19 protein-coding genes and 2 pseudogenes are annotated in these 20,822 nt (G+C 52.0%); 8 read left to right on the forward strand and 13 right to left on the reverse strand.

The genetic code is table 11. The annotated features are described in order from the left end of the window. The first annotated feature begins 365 nt into the window (after positions 1-365). Together WHX55_RS30785 and WHX55_RS30790 are read left to right on the forward strand one after the other, a co-directional pair. Positions 366-665, forward strand: a complete 300-nt coding sequence (locus WHX55_RS30785) for a GIY-YIG nuclease family protein (RefSeq protein WP_151214280.1) — start codon at positions 366-368, stop codon at positions 663-665. A gap of 91 nt (positions 666-756) precedes the next feature. Continuing rightward, complete coding sequence (locus tag WHX55_RS30790; RefSeq protein WP_151214279.1) at positions 757-1,386, forward strand: hypothetical protein; 630 nt, start codon at positions 757-759, stop codon at positions 1,384-1,386. Positions 1,387-1,777: 391 nt separating this feature from the next. On the opposite strand, the gene WHX55_RS30795 is transcribed toward WHX55_RS30790, so the two are convergent. Continuing rightward, positions 1,778-2,179 (reverse strand): hypothetical protein, encoded by a 402-nt coding sequence (locus tag WHX55_RS30795; protein ID WP_191628095.1) that lies wholly within the window; start codon positions 2,177-2,179, stop codon positions 1,778-1,780. 316 nt (positions 2,180-2,495) lie between these two features. Here WHX55_RS30795 and WHX55_RS30800 point away from each other — a divergent pair, with 316 nt between their 5' ends. Continuing rightward, a complete protein-coding gene (locus WHX55_RS30800) occupies positions 2,496-4,034 on the forward strand; it encodes an alkaline phosphatase D family protein (protein ID WP_150728274.1) in 1,539 nt (512 codons plus the stop codon). 427 nt (positions 4,035-4,461) lie between these two features. Here the strand turns inward: WHX55_RS30800 and WHX55_RS30805 are convergent, their stop codons facing one another. Then, on the reverse strand, positions 4,462-4,995 hold the full coding sequence (locus WHX55_RS30805) for a hypothetical protein (RefSeq protein WP_150728273.1): 534 nt from the start codon (positions 4,993-4,995) through the stop codon (positions 4,462-4,464). 2,282 nt (positions 4,996-7,277) lie between these two features. Here WHX55_RS30805 and WHX55_RS30810 point away from each other — a divergent pair. Continuing rightward, positions 7,278-7,610, forward strand: a complete 333-nt coding sequence (locus WHX55_RS30810) for a hypothetical protein (RefSeq protein WP_150724753.1) — start codon at positions 7,278-7,280, stop codon at positions 7,608-7,610. Positions 7,611-8,141: 531 nt separating this feature from the next. Here the strand turns inward: WHX55_RS30810 and WHX55_RS30815 are convergent. Continuing rightward, positions 8,142-8,360 carry a GDCCVxC domain-containing (seleno)protein gene (locus WHX55_RS30815; protein WP_150728272.1) on the reverse strand — a complete coding sequence of 73 codons (219 nt, stop codon included), beginning with the start codon at positions 8,358-8,360 and terminating at the stop codon, positions 8,142-8,144. A gap of 164 nt (positions 8,361-8,524) precedes the next feature. Between WHX55_RS30815 and merR the strand changes: the two genes are divergently transcribed. Continuing rightward, positions 8,525-8,923 carry an Hg(II)-responsive transcriptional regulator gene (merR, locus tag WHX55_RS30820; protein ID WP_151214278.1) on the forward strand — a complete coding sequence of 133 codons (399 nt, stop codon included), beginning with the start codon at positions 8,525-8,527 and terminating at the stop codon, positions 8,921-8,923. A gap of 227 nt (positions 8,924-9,150) precedes the next feature. Here merR and WHX55_RS30825 read toward each other — a convergent pair whose 3' ends face one another. The 3 genes from WHX55_RS30825 to WHX55_RS30835 form a co-directional block, all read right to left on the reverse strand. Beyond that, positions 9,151-9,357 carry a co-regulatory protein PtrA N-terminal domain-containing protein gene (locus WHX55_RS30825; protein ID WP_150728270.1) on the reverse strand — a complete coding sequence of 69 codons (207 nt, stop codon included), beginning with the start codon at positions 9,355-9,357 and terminating at the stop codon, positions 9,151-9,153. A gap of 83 nt (positions 9,358-9,440) precedes the next feature. Next, complete coding sequence (locus tag WHX55_RS30830; protein ID WP_151214277.1) at positions 9,441-10,094, reverse strand: hypothetical protein; 654 nt, start codon at positions 10,092-10,094, stop codon at positions 9,441-9,443. Positions 10,095-10,371: 277 nt separating this feature from the next. Further along, positions 10,372-10,650 carry a DUF2790 domain-containing protein gene (locus WHX55_RS30835; protein ID WP_008047217.1) on the reverse strand — a complete coding sequence of 93 codons (279 nt, stop codon included), beginning with the start codon at positions 10,648-10,650 and terminating at the stop codon, positions 10,372-10,374. Positions 10,651-11,621: 971 nt separating this feature from the next. On the opposite strand from WHX55_RS30835, the pseudogene WHX55_RS30840 reads away from it, so the two are divergent. Continuing rightward, positions 11,622-11,834 (forward strand): annotated as a pseudogene (locus WHX55_RS30840) (cytochrome d ubiquinol oxidase subunit II); the annotation flags it as partial. Positions 11,835-12,241: 407 nt separating this feature from the next. Continuing rightward, positions 12,242-12,496, forward strand: a complete 255-nt coding sequence (locus WHX55_RS30845; RefSeq protein ID WP_150728268.1) for a hypothetical protein — start codon at positions 12,242-12,244, stop codon at positions 12,494-12,496. 181 nt (positions 12,497-12,677) lie between these two features. On the opposite strand, the gene WHX55_RS30850 is transcribed toward WHX55_RS30845, so the two are convergent. The 3 genes and pseudogenes from WHX55_RS30850 to WHX55_RS30860 form a co-directional block, all read right to left on the reverse strand. After that, positions 12,678-12,923, reverse strand: a complete 246-nt coding sequence (locus WHX55_RS30850; protein WP_150728267.1) for a hypothetical protein — start codon at positions 12,921-12,923, stop codon at positions 12,678-12,680. A 167-nt stretch (positions 12,924-13,090) separates the two neighbouring features. Beyond that, a pseudogene (locus WHX55_RS30855) lies at positions 13,091-13,279 on the reverse strand (integrase); the annotation flags it as partial. Continuing rightward, a complete protein-coding gene (locus WHX55_RS30860) occupies positions 13,239-13,814 on the reverse strand; it encodes a hypothetical protein (RefSeq protein ID WP_150728266.1) in 576 nt (191 codons plus the stop codon). The pseudogene WHX55_RS30855 and the gene WHX55_RS30860, both read right to left, overlap by 41 nt. A gap of 409 nt (positions 13,815-14,223) precedes the next feature. On the opposite strand from WHX55_RS30860, the gene WHX55_RS30865 reads away from it, so the two are divergent. Then, complete coding sequence (locus tag WHX55_RS30865) at positions 14,224-14,847, forward strand: ATP-binding protein (RefSeq protein ID WP_257605540.1); 624 nt, start codon at positions 14,224-14,226, stop codon at positions 14,845-14,847. Positions 14,848-15,213: 366 nt separating this feature from the next. On the opposite strand, the gene WHX55_RS30870 is transcribed toward WHX55_RS30865, so the two are convergent. The 4 genes from WHX55_RS30870 to glmU all read right to left on the reverse strand — a co-directional run bounded on the left by WHX55_RS30870 (position 15,214) and on the right by glmU (position 20,724). After that, positions 15,214-15,903, reverse strand: coding sequence for a hypothetical protein (locus tag WHX55_RS30870; protein ID WP_151214276.1), 690 nt, complete (start codon positions 15,901-15,903; stop codon positions 15,214-15,216). A gap of 648 nt (positions 15,904-16,551) precedes the next feature. Continuing rightward, positions 16,552-18,384 carry a glutamine--fructose-6-phosphate transaminase (isomerizing) gene (glmS, locus tag WHX55_RS30875; protein ID WP_353741776.1) on the reverse strand — a complete coding sequence of 611 codons (1,833 nt, stop codon included), beginning with the start codon at positions 18,382-18,384 and terminating at the stop codon, positions 16,552-16,554. A 1-nt stretch (position 18,385) separates the two neighbouring features. Continuing rightward, on the reverse strand, positions 18,386-19,162 hold the full coding sequence (locus tag WHX55_RS30880) for a DeoR family transcriptional regulator (protein WP_150728262.1): 777 nt from the start codon (positions 19,160-19,162) through the stop codon (positions 18,386-18,388). A gap of 194 nt (positions 19,163-19,356) precedes the next feature. After that, a complete protein-coding gene (gene glmU / locus WHX55_RS30885) occupies positions 19,357-20,724 on the reverse strand; it encodes a bifunctional UDP-N-acetylglucosamine diphosphorylase/glucosamine-1-phosphate N-acetyltransferase GlmU (RefSeq protein ID WP_353741777.1) in 1,368 nt (455 codons plus the stop codon). Positions 20,725-20,822: the final 98 nt, after the last annotated feature.

The raw sequence follows: 20,822 nt of genomic DNA on the forward strand, positions 1-20,822 counted from the left end.
GTGCAGAGACTATCTAGGCACATCATCCTGATTAATCTATAAGCTCAAGGTAAGTTATGGCGCAAGCTCTAGGAAAATATTGGGGTGACTCTGCGAGGGCGGACTATTTCAACAAGTAAGCAGAGTTTTTTCAGGGCTTCCTTGGTAGCTCGAAGTGGCCGTAGAAGAATGGCTGCTATGGGGTGACTGTTGCCGATTGTGACGGGCCGGGATCGCCCCATAGCTGCCGATCAGCAGAGGCAGAAACCGGCCAAAAGCGGACGGTGGACACGGTGATGGCAAATGGGTAGGGTCACTGATGCTGTTTTCGACTCTAGAGGGCAGCAGTAGTTATAAACCTATGCCATCCAGCACCGGCGCTACCCATGAAAGTCATTTATAAAATCACGTACCCAAATGGCAAAATTTATGTCGGTAAAGACCTGACCGGAACGCTAAATTATTTTGGCAGCGCCGACAGCAAGCTAATTGAGCGTGACTTTACCGCTGAGCAAATGCGTGACTTTACAGTTCGCAAGCAAATCCTCTGGGAGTCAGAAGCGGCAGGAGACAAGGAAGTAAACCTAAAAGAGGTCGAGCTCATCAAAGAGCTCAAATCAAACAATCCAAGTATCGGTTATAACCAGTGGCCAAAATTCAAGGCCGTCGCGCAGGCAGGCTTATAACAATGCGCTCAACCCCGTTCGCTTCGCTCACTGGGGCAGCGTTACGTGGCCCCCTTAACCTAAATATTAGCCATACACATAAAGAGTTATCATGGCACACTCCACTGAACAGTTCGAAAAATTCACAGATAATTTTCAGAAAAGATTAAACAGCCATAGTACTGACTTAATATCTGAGGACTGCCTTAGATATGACTTCTTCGGATCACTAATAAGCTCAGGAATTGAAATATCAAATTGCCTTTTAGAATACCCACATCCGCACAGCGAGTTTAAAGGTCGAGAAGTGGATTTTGTGCTAATCAACTCAAATAAAGAGCATTTAACCGCAGTTGAAATGAAGTACTTTAAAAAAATCCCAAGCAACAAGCAGGATCGTACAGGATATATGGCAAAGCTGATAATTGACTTGCTCAAGCTACACTATCTTACTCTAGGTGTAGCAAAAAAATACTTTATAATGGCTACCGACAATGTAATGAAAGTGTATTTAAACAACAATAGCAACGGATTTTCATCCCTGCTTTCCACGCCAGCAGGAGTTGAATTCAATATTTCGGCAGGATCAAAAAATGGCGAAACCGCACACTTTAATAAAATCATACTGAAAGATATAAAATCCACTTTAGATCCATTTAATAAAAACATTAGACTGGCTCGTGTTTTTGAAAAAGACATTTCAAATGAGCACAGTATCTATATTTTCGAAATATACGGCTAACAAACGGTTCAAGTCGTTCGACTCTCTATGGGACCGCGCCGCGCCGGTTAGCACAAACGTTATGAATGTCTGCAAAGGGTCGATTTCAGGCCCTAGCGACAGGCAGTAATCGGCCAGAAGCTTTAGCCGGATCCGCGCAAGCGTCCGGCGAACACACCTTAGGGCCGGGGGAGATCTCTTCGTAGTGTCCTGTGACCGCTTTGAACGTCTGCCGAGCGCTGGAGCACAATTGCTCCTTCCCACGACGTTTCCTGGCATTCTTCTGCTCTCCCTGAGCTTCCGTGCCTCACTGTCAGTGTTCTTGCTTCAACCATGTCAATTCACCCGCGGCGTGTTTGATTCTTCAGTGGATAGCGGAGCGCCGCAAAGCACGCGAAATTGAGATCGACGGTCAATCCGCTTTATCTAGATCGTGCGTACGCCGATTAATTACGTTCTGTAGTCCGTCCAGCAGTTCGTCCGTATTGGCATTCGCCTTTTCCGCTGCAAGTAATAGCAACTGCACCTCATGGCGGGAGCGACGGTTGATACGGAAGTTCGATTCAAAATCTAGAGCAGCAAGCAACGTGGTCATCACCGCTGCGGTTGCCGCAAGGATTGACGACCAGTCCTCCCCTGCATGATTAGGGATGAAGGAGAGTTTGGAGATGATCGCCGCAGCAGAGGCAAGGAGCGCAGAGAACACCAACAGCACACGATACCCGACCTTCCAACGAGTAGAAGACCGTCGGTACTTTTGCTCCTGGGTTACGAGAATCTCTTTAACCCGGCCAAGCTGGTCTTCTAGCATCATTAAAAAACTCTCCATTTGGCATTTTAGTGATTGTAGATCGCCCCTACTAACCTGCCGAGTACGAGGTCAGTTAGATCAGCATTTCCTAAACCATGGCTAGTCGCTCGACAGATAATCGAACGGAATCGTGAATAACTGATTTCCGAACGGGCGAAATTGGTCAACGTGTGGTCGATATCGGAGCGCCCAGCAAAATCTCCGATGTTAGCTACTATCAACCTGCTATACCCGCCACGCCGCGGCCGGCGCAGTAGGCTGAGTAGTCCGAGCCAGCAAGGACCAGGCGTTCATTTAACGTCGCCAAGGAGAACAGCGCATGAGCCTGTTACTCGGCCCGATTCTGAATTTTCGTGGCGTCCATGGGGGGCGCTACCACGTATCAGCCTTGGTGGTCCAAGATCTTGGCGATCCTGAACCAGCTCATAACGTTCCCACCTGTCAGGTCAACGCAGTAACCAACCTCGCAGACATACCTTTCAACCATCCAACATGGACCGTTTGGCGAATTGACCTGAGCACTGAACAGAAGCCTGGAACCGAACCCGAGTCCTGTAGCTACACGATTGCTGGCATCGATGGGACATTCCATGTGCCCGCAAAGGGCGTTTCACCACGAATGGCCTACGGCTCCTGCAATGGCTTCTCTGCTGACAAGTACAGGAAGAAGGTAAAAGACCGCCAGAATGAGCGATGGCTCAACATGGCGGAGCGACACAAAAAAAGGGCGTTCAACCTTCTGATCCTTGGTGGTGATCAAGTCTATAGCGACGAGTTGATGGTCAAGGATGGTCCTTTGCAGGAATGGTCTGATCTCTGGCACTCCGATCAGGTCTGCGCTCCTTGGACCCCTGCGATGCAAGATCAGGCGGACAAGTTCTTCGCCCACCTGTATGTGAAGAGGTGGAACCAAGAAGGGCCGTTGGAGATGTTCCGTTCCATTCCCAGCGTGATGATGTGGGACGACCACGATATCATCGACGGTTGGGGTTCCTATCCACAAGATCTTCACACGTGCGGAGTGCACGAAAATATCTTCCGAGTGGCTTCTCAGTACTTCCGTTTGTTTCAGCAACAGCTAGGGGAAAACGAGGTCCATCCTGCAGCGGTGCCCGGTGTTCATGGCTACAGCTTGGGGTATCGGGGCTTAGGCGAGATAGCCCTTCTAGTTCCAGACCTACGGAGTGAACGTCAACCCGATATAGAAATAGACGGTACCTTCACGCCTACCCAAATAGCATCTTCGGACACCTGGAACGCTACATTCAATTGGCTGGACGATACCAACACCTCGGATCTCAAGCATTTGATTGTGTTTTCAAGCATTCCGGTGGCCTATATCGATCTCAACTCTGCTGAAAAGGCACTCAACGCGTTACCTGGTCAATGGGAGCTGGAGGATGATTTGCGGGACCACTGGCGAAGTAAACCACACAAGGATGAGAGGCAGCGGTTGATCAAGCGACTGCTGAACTTTTCAGCCCGAAAGACGAGAGTGACATTGGTTTCAGGCGATGTGCATGTGGCAGCGGCATGCGTGATTGAGTCTAAATTACCCCAACATATTGAGGGTGGAGCTGGGGTCATCTTTCAGCTGATATCAACTGGTGTCGTGCATACGCCACCGCCGGCGGTTGCCGTTTATTTCATGGAGAAATTTGGAGCAAGCCAAGAAGTAATTGAACACGGCATTACGGCTACGATGCTGCCAATAGGATACCAAGGCCACTATCTGGTTCCAGAACGCAACTGGCTGAGTTTGGAGCCGGATGATAAAGGGCGGATATGGGCGAACTGGCATGTAGAGGGCCACAATCACCTGCTAACACAGGTGATTGACCCGATAATGAGGGAGTGAGCTGCGTTCCATCGCCTAGCCACTCAGGGATTAAGGTATGTGATTGCCGCTCTCCAATCGCAGCTAGGCCAGGCCCAAATTTGAATAGCATCTTGGAACACAACACCAGAGGTGCTGCTTCGGCGTTCTAAAGTAGTCGCGAATGTACTGAGGAGTGCCGAAGAATGTCTTGGTCATGAGTCCGAGGTAACGGATGCTGGCCTTCAACGAGCCTGTACTCGAGGGCAAGGCCTAGATCGCCGCGTTTCATCGCGCAGCGGGCGTACGAGCCGACAACCCATAGCGAGGTGATCTCAACCTGGGACGTCACTGCTTTGTGAGCGATAGTCCGGATAAATTCTTCATCCTGCCTCTGGCATATCCTCTCCTGCTTCTTGGTGAACGACTCGTGGGGATAGCGCTTTCGAGTGCTGCCATGCTCTCATCTCTATTCACAGGGAGTCGCACTCCCCGGCGGAGGAAATGAAGCATATTTTCCTTCTTTTGCCTTCAAGAGCATGAATTCCTTCTGAACATCAATAAGCATTTTTTGTTCTAGTAGCCAAACTTCATAGTCTCGTTCATAACTTCGATGTCTCTCGGTTAAAGACGTCCCTGCAAACATATTAACTACGCTGGCCATCATCATCCCAATTAAGCAAAAAGGGATTATTGGGCGCCATTTTTCAAGACTGTCTCGCGTAAATAGATACCCCACAACTGCCGTAATTAGCGTAATCAAAGCGGGAAGAAACGTGCCAATCACTGGGCTTTTCGAAGCTCCCGCTGTGATGCCCAGCAGAGCACCTATCGCGACAAATGATGCAATTAATCCGTAGGCTTCTCTTGATCTTTCTTTTATAACTAGTCGGTATGCGATAATGGAAATTAATGTGAGCAATGCTACCACGGCGAGCCAGGGTATCAGGATCTTAGTGAGCGGCACCCAAAACAAATTTGCTGTCGGAGTACAATTTTCCATCTGATAACACCGATAAAGTAAATTTTGTTTTATTGCCTTTGGAGGCGTTGAATCGACGATTCTCGTTCATTTTTTAGATCATCGTCCCTGTCTCTAGGCGGGGGTGGAAGGGCCGCTGGTACGCCCGGGTCAGATCGCACTATAGGTGCATGGCTTATCCATACGACGCCATCTGGATTATCTTTGCAATTGTTGTTGCACTCAGTTCCGAGAGGTTTTTTCGGGCAAGTACACATTTCCCCTTGAGCGACGTTTGCGTATAGAAGAGCGATGCTCAACAGGGATGCCAGTCTTAAGTAAGTAGAACTCGTCATTGGATGCTCCTCGATGTGGTGATCCGCAGAAATCACTACAGCGGCAGAGGAGATGGTAGTAGCGGTTTTCAATTCATGCTTGCGGTCACGAAATCTTTTGCTCGTCCACGCCAAAGGTGAGACTGAAGATAGGGGGACTACGCGCAGGTCGAGTTTGGACAATTGCTACCTGTCGCGAATGGCTGAAACCGACCCATACCGGCCGGTCGTAGCCGGCAGACATTTACCCAGCGAACAGTTAAGGGATTTATGTCCCATTGATTCGATCCCGCCGCCGATGCTGTCCGACTGCGAAGCCGAGTCAAGGTAAGCGAACGAGACTGCGCAGAACGGAAGTTAAATCCGCGTGATCAAGCATATCCGCAAGGTCTACGCATGCCGCGACGGTGACACAGCGCCGATCATTGCATAAAAACCTGCACAGCTAATTGAGGGGGCGAATAGAGAAAACGGAAATTTTCGTACGCTAAGCGCTCCGTCTGTCAGGTGAGGTCGTAGAGGTGGACGCCGTAGCGTCAGAAAATGCAAAAATAGACCCTACTCTGACGGGAGGCGAGTAATCGACCTGACGCCTGATTGAGGTGTACTTCAACTGGACGCAGGCTAAGCCCCTTGCGGCTTACAGCCGTCTCACGGGGCTTAACGTACAAAAATCTCCGTTTTCTGCGTCCTCCCCTACTGGTGCGCTGTCGGCTGGACTGCACATTGTTACCAAAACAGCAATAGACTATTACAAATAGCAAGCTGGATATCTATTAGCATGCTTGGTATTTTTAAAAATCATTCATTAACTTTGAATCTGGATAATTAAGAACTTTAACAAACTAATTCTACTGTAAGAACTTAATATCTAACTTGCAAATATATTACTGTAAATCCACAACCTGCTGTGCAGTCACTCTAATAAAAACTACGTTTAAAAAACGTTCATAAAACTACATTGCGGGAGACAAGAATAAGTAATATTTTTTACGATTTGTTTTTTGTTACATCTATGAATTTTATAATCAAAACCATGACAAACTTTACAGAGATATCACTTCAAGACCCTCAATGCTGGAAGCTCGATATAAACAATCGAATCCTATTCGACGGCGCCAATCAAATACATTTAACAAATATTGAGAACATAATTGTAAAAAACATGCTCCTCAAGGAGGCGCGCGTAATCAGTAGAGCAGAGCTAATTAGTAGTATTGGGAGAGAGCCTGACCTCTATCGCGGCCTGGAGATGAGTTTGAGTAGACTGCAAATAAAATTCAAGAAAAGCGCTGGAGGAAGTTATCTCTTTCGCGCAGTCAGAAATCGTGGCTACTGCCTCACTCAAACCATACAGATTAATGGGGAGCCGTCTCGGGAGTTTACGTGAGGCAAGCGGCAATACCCCCCTCGCATGGTCATATGGCTGATGATGACTAACGAACTTATGAATTTAGGAGTGGCTGTGGGCGCAGCGTTCAAGATGAGTGAGCTCACTTTTTACGTTTGGTCTGGCGCTTTGATACTGGTGTGGCGGCTTTGAAAAAACTGTCGCATAACTTCTAAGTTATGCGACAACTCACTCGGGCTTGACGGTAAAGGCTTTGTGATGTCGCGTGAGTCTGTCGTAGGTTTTCAATTATCATGCGACATGAAATGCGATAGATGTCGCATTGAGAAGGTGGGATGTTAATCCGATATGCTCGGCCCCCTACACACACTCAGGGCAAAAATCTGGAGCCGCAGCAAGGCGCGCTGGCGAGTTTGTATCTATCACGGCTGATCGGATCGGAAACGGCTGATTGCTGCCCGTCGCCGCAGTCAGCTTTGGTTTGGCCTTACGTGGCCGTGTCGGTACACAGCGAACCTAAATCCTCCAGCCGTGGTAGCCAAAGGTTTAGACCTGATCAGAGGGGACTCGCTACTGGAGAAATTCGTCATGCTGATAGAATCGTACTAGCTACTCATAACATCCCTCTGAGAATTGGCATGAACCCAGTATTAACTGAAGAAGAGATGCGTCGGGCGCTGTTCGGTGGTGGCGAGCAAGTTGCGCAGGGCAGTGCGCCTCCAGTGCAAAAACCTCTCTCGGATATCGTGATCACGCAGTCGGCGAACGCGGCAGAGAAAAAGAAAGTTGCGAAAGCATTCACGCCCAGGCTGAGAGTCACGCTACGGGTGGGCAATGAATTTGAAGGTAAGACGCACGAGATGGTCCACGAGGCCGATACGCTGAGTACCCTCCTGGCTGAGCAAGAAGCTACTAAGGCGGCTAGGAAAAAATTCCGATTTGTCGAAGTGGTTTCGATCAAGTCGATGTAGGTGGATTTTCACGAGGCAGCAGGCTCGGCGTTGAACGGCTTTCATTTGGTGACTAACCCGGACGATCTCTCTGGGAGGCCCCCCGGCCTGACGTCACTGGCGGCAATCGACCCAGGCTGTGTGAAAACGCATTCACTGTTTTGAAGTCTCCGTTGCTACGTAAAATCTGCCGATTGTTGGTTGGACAGCAGACCGAAAATTTACGTAGGAACGCGATTCTTGCTCCGATTCTGACTGTCAAATTTGCTCTAAAACGTTTTCACACAGCCTGGACCCATTGCAGCGACTCCCCAACGACTGTGATCGGGACAAAGCTACCTGCCGAAAACGGCACCAAATGCGGACCGACCGATCGTCACCAATTGGGTCAAAGCCAATACAGGAGAGCCATGGTATACAACCAGCCGATGGTGAGGCTGATAGTCAGGTAGACCATCACGACCACCAGAGCGTGATTCCACATGTCACTAACCTCCCATAACCACCGTTGGAGGCGCGTTAGGGGCGTCTGATAAACGGAATAAACATAGGTTAGGCCGTACCACAGCATCCGTGCTGCTCCTGAAACGGCGGGCACTTCACCGTGCCAAACGAACAGAACACACAGCAGTCACCGGGGTTCGGGCGTAGCAGGGTTTTGCAATTGCCACACTCGTAGAAGAACTGGCAGGCGTCCGTGGGCATGGCTTCCTGCTTGGCGAAACCGCAATGTGGGCAGATCAACACGGATTCGAGGATGACGGCGCTCATAGTTGCTTCTTTGTGCACGGTGGAGGGATAACCCGCATTCATCGTCGCCTTGGTCAACGCCTCAGGATCCGCCGATCTGTTGAGCCATCGTTTTCTCCATTGAATCGATCTAACCTAGAGTCACTCTACACTCCGTACCCGGGTACAGAATCAAGGGGCATGTGATGGCGACAGAGCTGAATATCGGCAAGTTGGCGGAAGCTGCCGGGGTGAATATCGAGACTATTCGCTATTACCAGCGACGCGGCTTGCTGGATGAGCCGCCAAAGCCGCTAAGCGGTTATCGGTGCTATCTACCGGAGCAGGTCAAACGGTTGCGCTTCATCAAGAGGGCGCAGGCGCTGGGATTCACGCTGGATGAGGTGGGCGCACTGCTGACACTGGATGCGGCCTGCACTTGTCGCGAGACTCGAGCACTGGCCGTGCGCAAACTGGCCCTGATCGAGCAAAAGATGGCCGACCTTGCAGCAATGCAGCAGGTGCTGGGCGGACTGGTGCTGGAGTGCGATGCAGGCGACGGCGGGGCCGCTTGCCCTATCATCGATGTGCTGAACAGGGAGTGATGCCTGGTTGCAGGGCATCGTGCACAGGCGTCAGGCCAGCAACCCATGCAGTGCAATCGTAAGGCCGCTTGCTAGCGGTCAGGAATGACCGCTTGTGGCTGTGGATTCAACACACAAGATTTTGTGTAAGCGGGATTTCGGTTAAATAAGCAAAAGCAGCACCTTGGGTGCTGCTTTTGAGGCTTGAGACAGCACATTTCTGTCGGCCTGGGGACGCGCTACACAGATCAGCTTTTGGCGCGATCGGTCGCCTTGGCTTTGCTTTCAGCGACAGCGGTTTCAGTCTTCTGTTTCTGTGCAACCTGGTAGGTTTCCATCGAGACTTTCCGGGCCGACTCCATGCGTGCGAAGGTCTTATCACCGCCACCGGTGGCCATGGCCAGAGAAGAAGCGGTCAGGGTGGCGACTACGAAGAGAACTTTCATGGATTTCATTTGGGTATCCTCAAGTGAAATTTTGTTAACAGCTAAAAGCGGAATTTATTTACTGAAGCTGAACTTCCTTGTTCAACCTGGCTTCACCATCCAGCCAGGGCGGCGTTTCCTGGTGACCAGGTGCCTTGCTCCATGCGCGCTTCAGCGTCTCTGCTTTTTGCCCAGGCAGTGAGCAGTACCATCATCGCGAATCCACCGACGATGAGAACCGGATAGGCTGCCAGCAACTCCACCAGCGAGTACTTCCAGGCCAGCGGACGACCAACACCCAGCATGGCGGCATAGAACCACGACACGCCAGAGAGGGCGCCGGAGAACAGCGCCAGCATGCGCAGGCTGAAGGAAAGTTTGAGTAACGAACCGGCTTTTTTCAGCGCCGGCAATACAGCGCTATGCAACAGGAAGCCGTTAAAGGTCAACAGCACAACTATGCCGATCTTGGCTTGCAGTTTGGGATTGAGGAAATACTCCATCCCCTTGCCGGCATAATCGATCCCGACAATGGCAATGCCCGTAATCCAAAGCGCTACAAGTGCAAGCGATACGGTTTTTTGAAGGCTTTCCATGTGCGCGTCATCGTGGTGACCTGACGCATTCCCTTTCAGGAGTTGCTTGACCATTTCAATGTCACTGGTCAAGACCAGCCCAATTGCAACGCAGCAGGCGATAAGATGAAAATATACAACGCCCAAGCGCACATATTCCACGGTGGACGAAGAAAACATACTAAGTTCCATGGTGACCTCTTGGCTTCAATAGTGAATCAACTTGGCTCTCGGCACGGTTTGATTGGAATGTACCGTTGCTGACTGCCATTTAGATCCAGCAATTGTTATCAATTAATCTTGCGACATTACGCCACCAAGATAATAGTGAGTTTTGCGAATGAACTTTTAGTCATTCGATCATGTCCATTTTCAGGTAACAAAAAACCTCAATCACACTTGGTGCATAGGAGGTTTAACTTCCGCTTCTGGGGGCCGGCGAGGCCCGGAACCCGATCGACGAGACGGATCAGGCAATGCTGGTGGGGTCGGCGGGGCTTCCACCCCATTCGAGGAAACGGATCTTGTGAACTTCGCCCTCGCTGTCTTCGTAGACCAGGGTCACCGGCACCACGCCGGTCTTGTCGGATGTATCGGTACGCTGCAGTACCCGCTTCACATCGATGTCCATCCCGTAGTGGTATTCGACGGCTGAGACATGCGCGCCGGGTTCTTGCAGGCTGTTCTGGTCGAAGACACTGGGTGCGAGACTGGAAATCACCGCACTGACAATTGTGGCCATGCTCATAAGGCTGTACCTCTTCTGTAGTTCGCTTGACAAGGACCTAATGTGACACGTTGAGAAAGTGAAGTTCACTTCACCGCGACGAACGTGCCTTTCTGAAAAGCCTGTAGTGGCTGCAAACTCCCGGCAATTCCCCGCGCTTGACGCCTCTCGACCATTCGTCCTTTAAACCCCGTATTTGTTGGGCAAAGTCCGTTTCTGAAGGAAGTCATAACATGTCATGACAGATTGTCACGAAGGTGAATCAGTGCCTTCAATTCAGTCGGCTGAGTCCGAGCGATCGCGAACGCCTGCATTACTCAAGTCCGCTTGGTACTGGAAAAACAACAGGTAGCCGAACAGGTCCTGGCCCAACTCGACACCCAATTGACCTGGGAGAAAATAGATATGTTCACGCGGTGGTTGTGACGGTATATGGACCGAAAACGCCTGCTATTGTGCTAGGGGAGAAATGTCGGGTATTGGCCGATTTCTGCCTTCTACGACCGACCGAAGCGGCCCTTCTCGACCAGTTAAATCCACGTCGCCTCAGGGCAAACAGCCCCTACCAAAAGCGGTCGGTGAAACAGGGTCGCTACTCTCTCCATAAATGGGGTACTACACCCACCCAACCTGGCGTTTACCTCCAAATTTGAGGAATATTCCCCCCTCACCCGTTCTCTCGCTTGAAACCCTCGGAAACAGCTTGTTAATTAATTTGAACTTTTTCCTAGCCCTATTGAAATGGCTCATTAGTTGCACCACCCCCTGCGACCCGCAACAGCTGTCGTCCCGGACATCATGGAGACGGCGGGGCTCACCAGATTCGGTATGACGCGAGGGGTGAGAAATGAAACGCGCGACACCACCATGCAGTTCCAACGCCTTGCTGCCCAGGTCAAGCCCGCCCTGTGCTATGCCCCTTATCCTGAACACCGTCAACGCCGTACCGCTGGATGATTTCGGCACGGAAAAACTCGACCCGAAACTGCCAGCGCCAACGTCATACGCACTGGCCGTTTGTGTTCACCCTGGCGCTGATGTTACTCGGTTACATCGGCCCGGCACTGAGCATCTGGCCGAACATCATCCCGCCATCCGTCAACCTGTGGGCGGCGGCATCACCAGCCACCAGCCGGCTGTTCGCCCTGATCGGCGCGCTGTTCATCTTGCCGGTGATCCTGATGTACGCCTTCTGGATCTATTAGGTGTTCCACGCAAAAGTGAGAATTGGTGATGGCTTCCACTGATAGATCAATTGCTCGAATCACGAAACGGCCGATGCCCCTTTATAAGCAGCTCGCTGAGTTGAGCCTGATGTTTATCGCGTTGGTGATTATGCTGGCGTTTTCCGCTGTAGCGGCGATGGAGTTGACCCTTGGAGCAGTGCTCTGACGAGTCCGGTAAAAGTAGATGAGCGCCCCTCTGATTTTTTTGTCTTTAGACGAAGCACGCGCAGTGATCGGGGCCAGCCTGAACATCGATGCTGCGCAGCTAAAAGTGTGCCGTATCTGGCCCAACAACTGACAGGCCGGTCGACAGGGGGACGCTCTGCGTGACTTTGGCCAAGCGAGTACCACTGCGTTACGAATAACGTACTGAAAGGAACCCCGCCATGCCGATGATCGACAGCGAACACCTCAAGCCCGGTCTGCGACCGGTACAGATAGCCGAAGCGGCTTGGTATAAGGCATTGAAGGCCCGCGAAGTGGCCACTCCCGAAGACTTGCCCGCCGCCAGTGAAGCGGCCGATAAGGCACTCAGGGCGTATAACGATGCCTGCGTGGAGCTGTATGGCTATATTCAAAGCGCGGTGCAAAACGCCGAAGCGGAGGCCGTACAAAAAGGTAGCCCAGTATCCCGAACCTAGGGCCGAACAGATGGTGCTGCTTCAGGGGGGAGCCTGCTGAGGACTTGTGCTTCAAAGTTAACCCCGCGCTGGGCAGCGCACGAAACTAGGGATGCGGATTGATCGAACCGGGAGGAATCTGCAATGAGTATCCAAAATCGCAAACTCACAGATTTCATCTTGAAGGCCGGCCCGTTTGAGGCTACGCATCGGTTTCAATGGGCTTGAACTTCACTACCTCCTCGCCAAGCCATTCGTTGATTCGATCAAGCTTGAATGACCGCTTGTGGCCGATTCTGTTGAAAAAGTCGGTACGCCCAAACAGCCTGGTCATTGACTGGTTAAAACGCCTTTTTTGCACACTGCTACGTGAAATTTGAGTCCGGAAGCCTCTGCCGAAAGTAAAGATTTCAATCTCGGACGCATACTTTTCTGCGGCGGAAACCATGGTCGACTTTTTCAACAGAATCGGCCGATTTCTGCCCTTCGCGACCGGCAAGAAACGACCGAGGCTGTGTAAAAACGTTTTTCAGCGCGACAGGTACTCAAAACCGGACTGAAAATCGCGCGTCTACGCAAAATCCACATCTGCAGACGTGCCAATAAATTTCAGATTTGCTGCATCACCATGGCCCGTGACGACACATGATCCCCATGGGCTATGTCTCGTACACATAGCTTGGTTAAGTCACAGGCACGCAGCTTGCTGTCGGTGGCCAAGTTGAAGAGCGCCAAATCCCGTGTCTTTTCCGCAAGCCGATTACTATATTTTGAATCGACGTATAAACTCGAAAACACCAGCAACTAGAAGAGCAACCTCAACTTTATTAGTTAGTAGCCAGCTTGCAGTTACTGAGAGTGTTTCAAGTGATAGGAACAAGAAGTCTATTTTTCCTACGTAAGAAACCAGCTGGTGAGACATTTCTTTGTTGACCCTGAAAAGGGTCTCGCTTACGTCGTCTTCCTCCTCTATGTTCGTTGGGCAATAGACTGTGCCATCTGACTTGATTAGAAATTTATAGTGGCCAGCATATTTATTTACTAATAGCCCCACCAAGGCATGCTCTGCGAATTTTGTCATGAGGCTCGATGGGATGAATTTTTCTACGCCTGACACTTGCCCTATTATGGTGCCATTGTTTCCTTTACTAGCATCGCGGAATCCTCCAATTTTATCTTCTTCGGCAACGGAGGATGTGTTGCTCATAAGCTGAATTATCTGTTTGGCGAATATTGCTTCAAGAGCCAGGTATTTAATATTCAAAAAGAGCCCGAAGCGCTTGCTCCAAAGAATGGAGAGTGGAATATATTCGGCCTGGTCCTTTTGTTTAAATTTCACCGATTTAATCTCTTGTTGACGGCTAACTATTATTAGGCGGCATTACTGTCGCTTTTAAACGCGAAAGTAATGTCGTTTAATGTTCCTTGTCGTCCTGTAAGCCCCTGTCTAGCCTGGAGGTAGTCGCAGCAAACGCGACGTAGCCCAAGGAGAAACGCGACATGGATGACGGCAAGCTCAACTGCGGTAGATACAGCGCAGCAGGCCGACGCTACCTATTTACCGCTAGTCTGTCCACCAACTGCTTATGGCCGATTTCAGCCTGTCACGAAGGGGCGGTTTTGGGCAGTATAGGGAGTGTCCATTTGAGTATATTTCTATGGCCGTAACAGGCAATCCTTACCCCACCAGTGGTGGTACACGACCTCCTGAGCAGGTTAGACGTGACGATCTACGTGAACGATTGCGAGTGTCGATCGAACGCGTTCGCATTGGGCGACCAGCAAAAAACCTCATAATTGTTGGGTCACGAGGTGTCGGAAAGACGGTTCTACTGAATCAGATGCTGACGGACGCAGAGTCGATTGGTATCCACGCAGTCTATGCGGAAGCATCGGAAAAGCGGTCGTTGTCTTCCCTGGTGGTCCCACAATTAAGGGCTGCATTGCTTTGCATGAGCACTATGCAAGCGTCCAAAGACGCTGCTATTAGAGCGCTCCGAGCGCTCTCAGGCTTCGTAAAATCACTGAAAAGACGCTACCAAGATATTGAGGTGGATTTCGATTACGAACCCGAGCCGGGGTTGGCCGACAACGGCGATCTCGAAGGGGATTTTGCCACCTTGTTGACTCATGTTGGTGAAGCGGCGCGGCATGCACGGACGGCCGTAGTGATCTTTATCGATGACCTTCAGTACGTCGCTGAACCAGAGTTGGCCGCCCTCATTACGGCCCTACATCGGGTTTCGCAGTTGAGTCTTCCGGTCACAGTTGTTGGAACTGGCCCGCCCCAATTGCTCGACCGAGTTGGAAGTGCGAAGTCCTATGCTGAGCGTCTGTTCGACTATCCCGAAATAGGCCACTTCAGCCAGTAGAGGCGAATTTGATGTTCGTAAAACCATATGAAGACGGGAACCCGTCGAGTTGAGCCGTTATCGATTTGGTTAACCTTAATTTCGCAGAACTATCGATCTAGCGGTTGCCCCTCGTACTTCATGCTTTCCGGCTGCGAAATTACACTCCACTTGACCACCTGATTGCATCGATACTCATTAAGCAGATTTGGCAAATCTGTTGCAGGTTTGAGAAGTTCAGCCGATTCGCTTTCTCAACAACTGCTACAGCGCCCTGGCTGGAGCCAGAGCCGCCGGTTAATCGCTGACAATCACAGTAGCTACTCCAGATCTCAAATGTAAATTCCTAGTCGTTTCTTCATCAAACACCAAACATAATCAATTAGATCAAGGAAAGGCTCCTCGAAACTGAGGTTTATACCAGCGTGTATTCATAGAATGGAACCAGTCCTTGCTACCTAAAAGTTTGGACAGCTGTGATGGGTATGGGCGTGACCAATGCCCTCCCCCGAGCAATTGGTCATCATCAACGTATTCTGCGGTTTCTGCGTAACGACTATTGCTTCGATAAGTCTGCCATAACGAATTAATAGCGCGCTCCTTAATACGCGCATACTTTATAGACTCCAGAAACTCATCAAAATCCACATAACCAACTAACAGCGAATTGAAAATTAAATCTTCGTAGCTGTAATAACTACTGTCATTTAACCAGTATCTATCTATTGCTTGCTGAAGAGCACTCTCGAGTTCTAAGGCGAGCTTTCCAAAATCGAAATCCCTGAAGTGCCTTAAATTCCAGCCACCACTGGCTTCAATGGATTTTACCTTGCATAGCAAGGCACGTAGGGCTGTCTCCTCAGGGATGTGAAACTCATGAAAAAGCATTTCTCTGTAAAGCTTTGCTCTTTTCAATTCCTCATCATCATAATTACATAACGAGAAAGTTTCTTTTAAATGGCGCCCCTCACAACTCTTCCACAACACATCAAAATCATGACCGTTATGAGCGAAAGGAGATCCACAAAAAGGGCAGTCGAAAATAAGCTTGACGTTATGTTTCGCACAAACCTTCATTCCATTCTGGTGACTTCTACGCCAATAAGCGAAACCGAGATCTGTTACATCGCATCTTATACACTCGGGACATAGGGCTGATTCCACTCTATTTGATCCGAAGCACCTGCCCTCACTGACTACATATTCACCACTTGAATAAGCTAAATCTTTTGGGCTTTTGAACAACGCTACTATTGGGTAGTCGGTGTGACAGTGCAGAATCCGGTTAAATCCATGGCAGCCTTGCCATCCCATGACAGTCGCTATCGTTTTAATTTCACTGGATCTTAAGGAAGACTTCGACATGCGACCCAAAAACTTCACAGAGGGATCGTTAAAGTTCAGAAGTATACTTCTACTGATATACGAGTGCAGAAGCTCGTCGTCTTGAATTCTCAAAAGCATGTCATTGCTCGTGGGAAGAGCCACCGGGTCCAGTGACAATGTGAGAAGGGTATCGGGGGGCTGTCGCAGCCGGAGGAACAATCTATGCCCCTGAGCTGCGACGGTTTTTTATTCAGCGAGAGTTTTTATTGTCTAAACCCACGGGCGCCTGGCGCAGGTATGAGGCTTGAAGGCCCAAGCGGAGCCTCCAAGCGGCGACAGTTTCTATTCCCTAGCGACAGTTCCTATTCCCTGAAATCAGGTTTTTCGTCTGTGGATAACTTATTCCACAGTGACCGACTTCGCCAGGTTGCGCGGCTGGTCAACGTCAGTACCCTTGAGTACGGCGACGTAGTACGACAGCAGTTGCAGCGGGATGGTGTAGAGAATCGGCGACAGGATGTCGTGGATGTGCGGCATGTGCACCACGTGGGTGCCTTCACCGTTGGTCATGCCGGCCTTCTCGTCTGCGAAGACGATCAACTGGCCACCACGAGCGCGGACTTCCTGAAGGTTGGACTTCAGCTTCTCCAGCAGTTCGTTGTTCGGCGCCACGGTCACCACTGGCATATCGTTATCCACAAGCGCCAACGGGCCGTGTTTCAGCTCGCCGGCCGGATAGGCTTCAGCGTGGATGTAGGAGATTTCCTTGAGCTTGAGTGCCCCTTCCATCGCCACCGGGAACTGCGCGCCACGGCCGAGGAACAGCGTGTGGTGTTTCTCGGCGAACAGCTCGGAGATTTTTTCCACAGTGCTGTCCATGGCCAGCGCTTCGCCCAGACGGGTCGGCAAACGACGCAGTTCTTCGACCAGCGTTGCTTCGACACCTTCGGCCAAGGTGCCACGAACCTGGCCCAGGGAAAGCGTCAGCAACAACAGGCCAACCAGTTGCGTGGTGAAGGCTTTGGTCGATGCCACACCGATTTCGCGACCGGCCTGGGTCAACAGGGTCAGATCGGATTCACGCACCAGCGAGCTGATGCCGACGTTGCAGATCGCCAGGCTGGCGAGGTAGCCCAGTTCCTTGGCGTTGCGCAGCGCGGCCAGGGTGTCGGCGGTTTCGCCGGACTGGGAAATGGTCACGAACAAAGTATCCGGCTGCACCACTACCTTGCGGTAACGGAATTCGCTGGCGACTTCGACCTGGCAAGGAATGCCGGCCAGCTCTTCGAGCCAGTAACGCGCGACCATGCCGGCGTGGTAACTGGTGCCGCACGCGACGATCTGTACGTTGCGTACTTTGGCAAACAGCTCGGGAGCCTGTGGGCCGAATGCCTGTACCAGTACCTGGTTCTGGCTCAGACGACCTTCCAGGGTGCGCTGCACCACGGATGGTTGCTCGTGGATTTCCTTGAGCATGAAGTGGCGGAATTCGCCCTTTTCAGCGGCTTCGGCACCGTCGCGATACTGCACGGCTTCGCGCTCGACAGCCTGGCCGTCAACGTCCCAGATCTGCACGCTGTCGCGGCGGATTTCGGCGATATCGCCTTCTTCCAGGTACATGAAGCGGTCAGTGACCTGACGCAGGGCCAACTGGTCGGACGCCAGGAAGTTTTCCCCCAGGCCCAGGCCGATCACCAGCGGGCTGCCGCTGCGGGCTGCGACCAGACGATCCGGTTGCTTCGAGCTGATAACTGCCAGGCCGTAAGCACCGTGCAACTCTTTGACAGTTGCCTTGAGGGCCACGGTCAGGTCGCTCAGATCCTTGAGTTTGTGGTTCAGCAGGTGAGCGATGACTTCGGTGTCGGTGTCCGAGGTGAACACATAACCCAGGGCCTTGAGTTGTTCACGCAGGGCTTCGTGGTTTTCGATGATGCCGTTGTGCACCACCGCCAGGTCACCGGAGAAATGCGGGTGAGCATTGCGCTCGCACGGTGCACCGTGGGTGGCCCAGCGGGTGTGGGCGATGCCCAGACGACCGACCAGCGACTCGCTGGTCAATGCCTGCTCCAGCTCACTGACCTTGCCCGGACGACGCATGCGCTCGAGTTTTTCATCGTTGGTGTAGACCGCCACACCAGCGCTGTCATACCCACGGTATTCGAGGCGTTTCAGGCCTTCGACGAGGATGGCGGTGATGTTACGTTCTGCAACTGCGCCGACAATTCCACACATGCTATTTCTCCTGACTGACAGCCGCGCAAATCAAATTGATGCCGCGGGCCTGAATCTGATCGCGAGCCTCAAGCGGCAGGCGTTCATCCGTAATAAGGGTATGGACACTGCTCCATGGCAGCTCCAGGTTGGGAATCTTGCGGCCGATCTTGTCAGCCTCCACCATCACGACTACTTCGCGGGCGACTTCGGCCATGACCCGGCTCAGCCCGAGCAGTTCGTTGAAGGTGGTTGTACCGCGAACCAGATCGATGCCATCGGCGCCGATAAACAGCTGGTCGAAGTCGTAGGAGCGGAGTACCTGCTCGGCAACCTGCCCCTGAAAGGACTCGGAATGCGGGTCCCAGGTACCACCGGTCATCAACAGCACCGGTTCGTGCTCAAGTTCGCTCAGGGCATTAGCGACATGCAGCGAGTTGGTCATCACCACCAGGCCGGGTTGCTGTCCGAGTTCCGGGATCATGGAGGCGGTGGTACTGCCACTGTCGATAATGATGCGCGCATGCTCGCGAATCCGCGCGACGGCGGCACGGGCGATGGCTTGCTTGTATTTGGAAACCGGCTGGCCAAGGTCCGCGACCAATTCCTGAGGCATGGTGATCGCCCCGCCGTAACGACGCAGCAACAGGCCATTGCTTTCAAGTGCCGCCAGATCCTTGCGAATCGTAACTTCCGACGTTTCGAAGCGCTTGGCCAACTCATCCACACTGACTTCGCCCTGCTCATTGAGCAAGGCGAGGATGTTGTGACGACGCTGAGGTGTGTTGCGCTTCGACATGAGCGGATAAGTTTCGTTTCGAAAGATGGCGGAAGCAATCAAAACCTATCAGCGAAACTTCGTCAAGCGCCATGCGATAAAAAGAGCTGTGGATAAAAGCATCGCGGGCAAGTCGGAGCGGCGATCCGACTTGCCCGCGAATACGATAGATCAGCCTGTGAATAACTTCAGACGATCATCCACATGTGGATAACTCAGCTCTTGTTGATCTTCTCCGGCCGCTTCCAGCCGTCGATGTTCTTCTGACGAGCACGCCCGATGGCCAACTGGGATTTATCCACAGCCGAGGTAATAGTCGAGCCGGCCGCCGTGGTCGCACCATCCAGGATATCCACAGGTGCTACCAACGAGTTGTTGGAACCAATGAACACATCTTCGCCCAACACGGTTTTCCACTTGTTGGCGCCATCATAGTTGCAGGTGATGGTACCGGCACCGATGTTGGTACGCGCGCCCACTTCGGCATCGCCCAGATAAGCCAGGTGACCGGCCTTGGCGCCTTCGCCCATGTGCGCGTTTTTCAACTCGACGAAGTTACCCACATGTGCCCGGGCTTCCAGCACGGTACCTGGACGCAGACGCGCGAACGGGCCGGCATCGCTGCCTTCACCCAGAATGGCACCTTCGATATGGCTGTTGGCCTTGATGACCACGCCTTTGCGCAGGGTGCTGTCCTTGATCACGCAGTTCGGGCCGATCACCACGTCATCCTCAATGACGACCTTGCCTTCGAGGATCACGTTGATGTCGATGAGCACGTCACGGCCTACCGTCACGTCTCCCCGTACATCGAATCGTGCCGGGTCGCGCAGCGTCACACCTTGAGCCATCAAACGACGACCGGCGCGCAATTGATAATGCCGTTCCAGTTCGGAAAGCTGCTTGCGGTCATTGGCGCCCTGCACTTCCATGGCGTCGTGCGGATGCTCGGTGGCCACCACCAGACCATCGCTCACGGCCATGGCAATGATGTCGGTCAGGTAGTACTCGCCTTGGGCATTGTTATTGGAGAGGCGGCTCATCCAGTCGCCAAGTCGGGCAAAAGGCAGCGCCAGAATGCCGGTATTGCCTTCGGTGATCTTGCGTTCGGCTTCATTGGCATCTTTCTGTTCGACGATGGCCGCAACCTTGCCAGCGGCATCACGAACAATACGGCCGTAACCGGTCGGGTCATCCAGCTCGACGGTCAGCAGGCCCAACTGCTGCGGCCCCACCTGCTTGAGCAGGCGCTGCAGGGTTTCGACCTCGATCAACGGCACATCACCGTAGAGCACCAGCACGGTGTCGGACTGAATGAACGGCACGGCTTGAGCAACGGCGTGACCGGTACCCAACTGTTTATCCTGCAGGACGAAATTCAGATCATCCGCCGCCAGGCGTTCGCGCACGGCGTCGGCACCATGACCGATCACAACGTGGATGCGCTGTGGATCAAGTTGCCGAGCGCTGTGGATAACATGACCGAGCATGGAGTTGCCGGCAATCGGGTGCAAAACTTTCGGCAAAGCGGAACGCATGCGCGTGCCTTGGCCTGCAGCGAGAATAACGATTTCAAGAGACATGACTGGCTACCAATCCTGGGTGGTCAGCGGCTGCGACCGGGTTGTAAAAATCGGAAAAGAAAAAAGGGTAGCCGAGGCTACCCTTTTTAATCAATCAC

Origin of the sequence: Pseudomonas fluorescens, from assembly GCF_040448305.1 — a bacterium.
Taxonomy (GTDB): domain Bacteria; phylum Pseudomonadota; class Gammaproteobacteria; order Pseudomonadales; family Pseudomonadaceae; genus Aquipseudomonas; species Aquipseudomonas fluorescens_BH.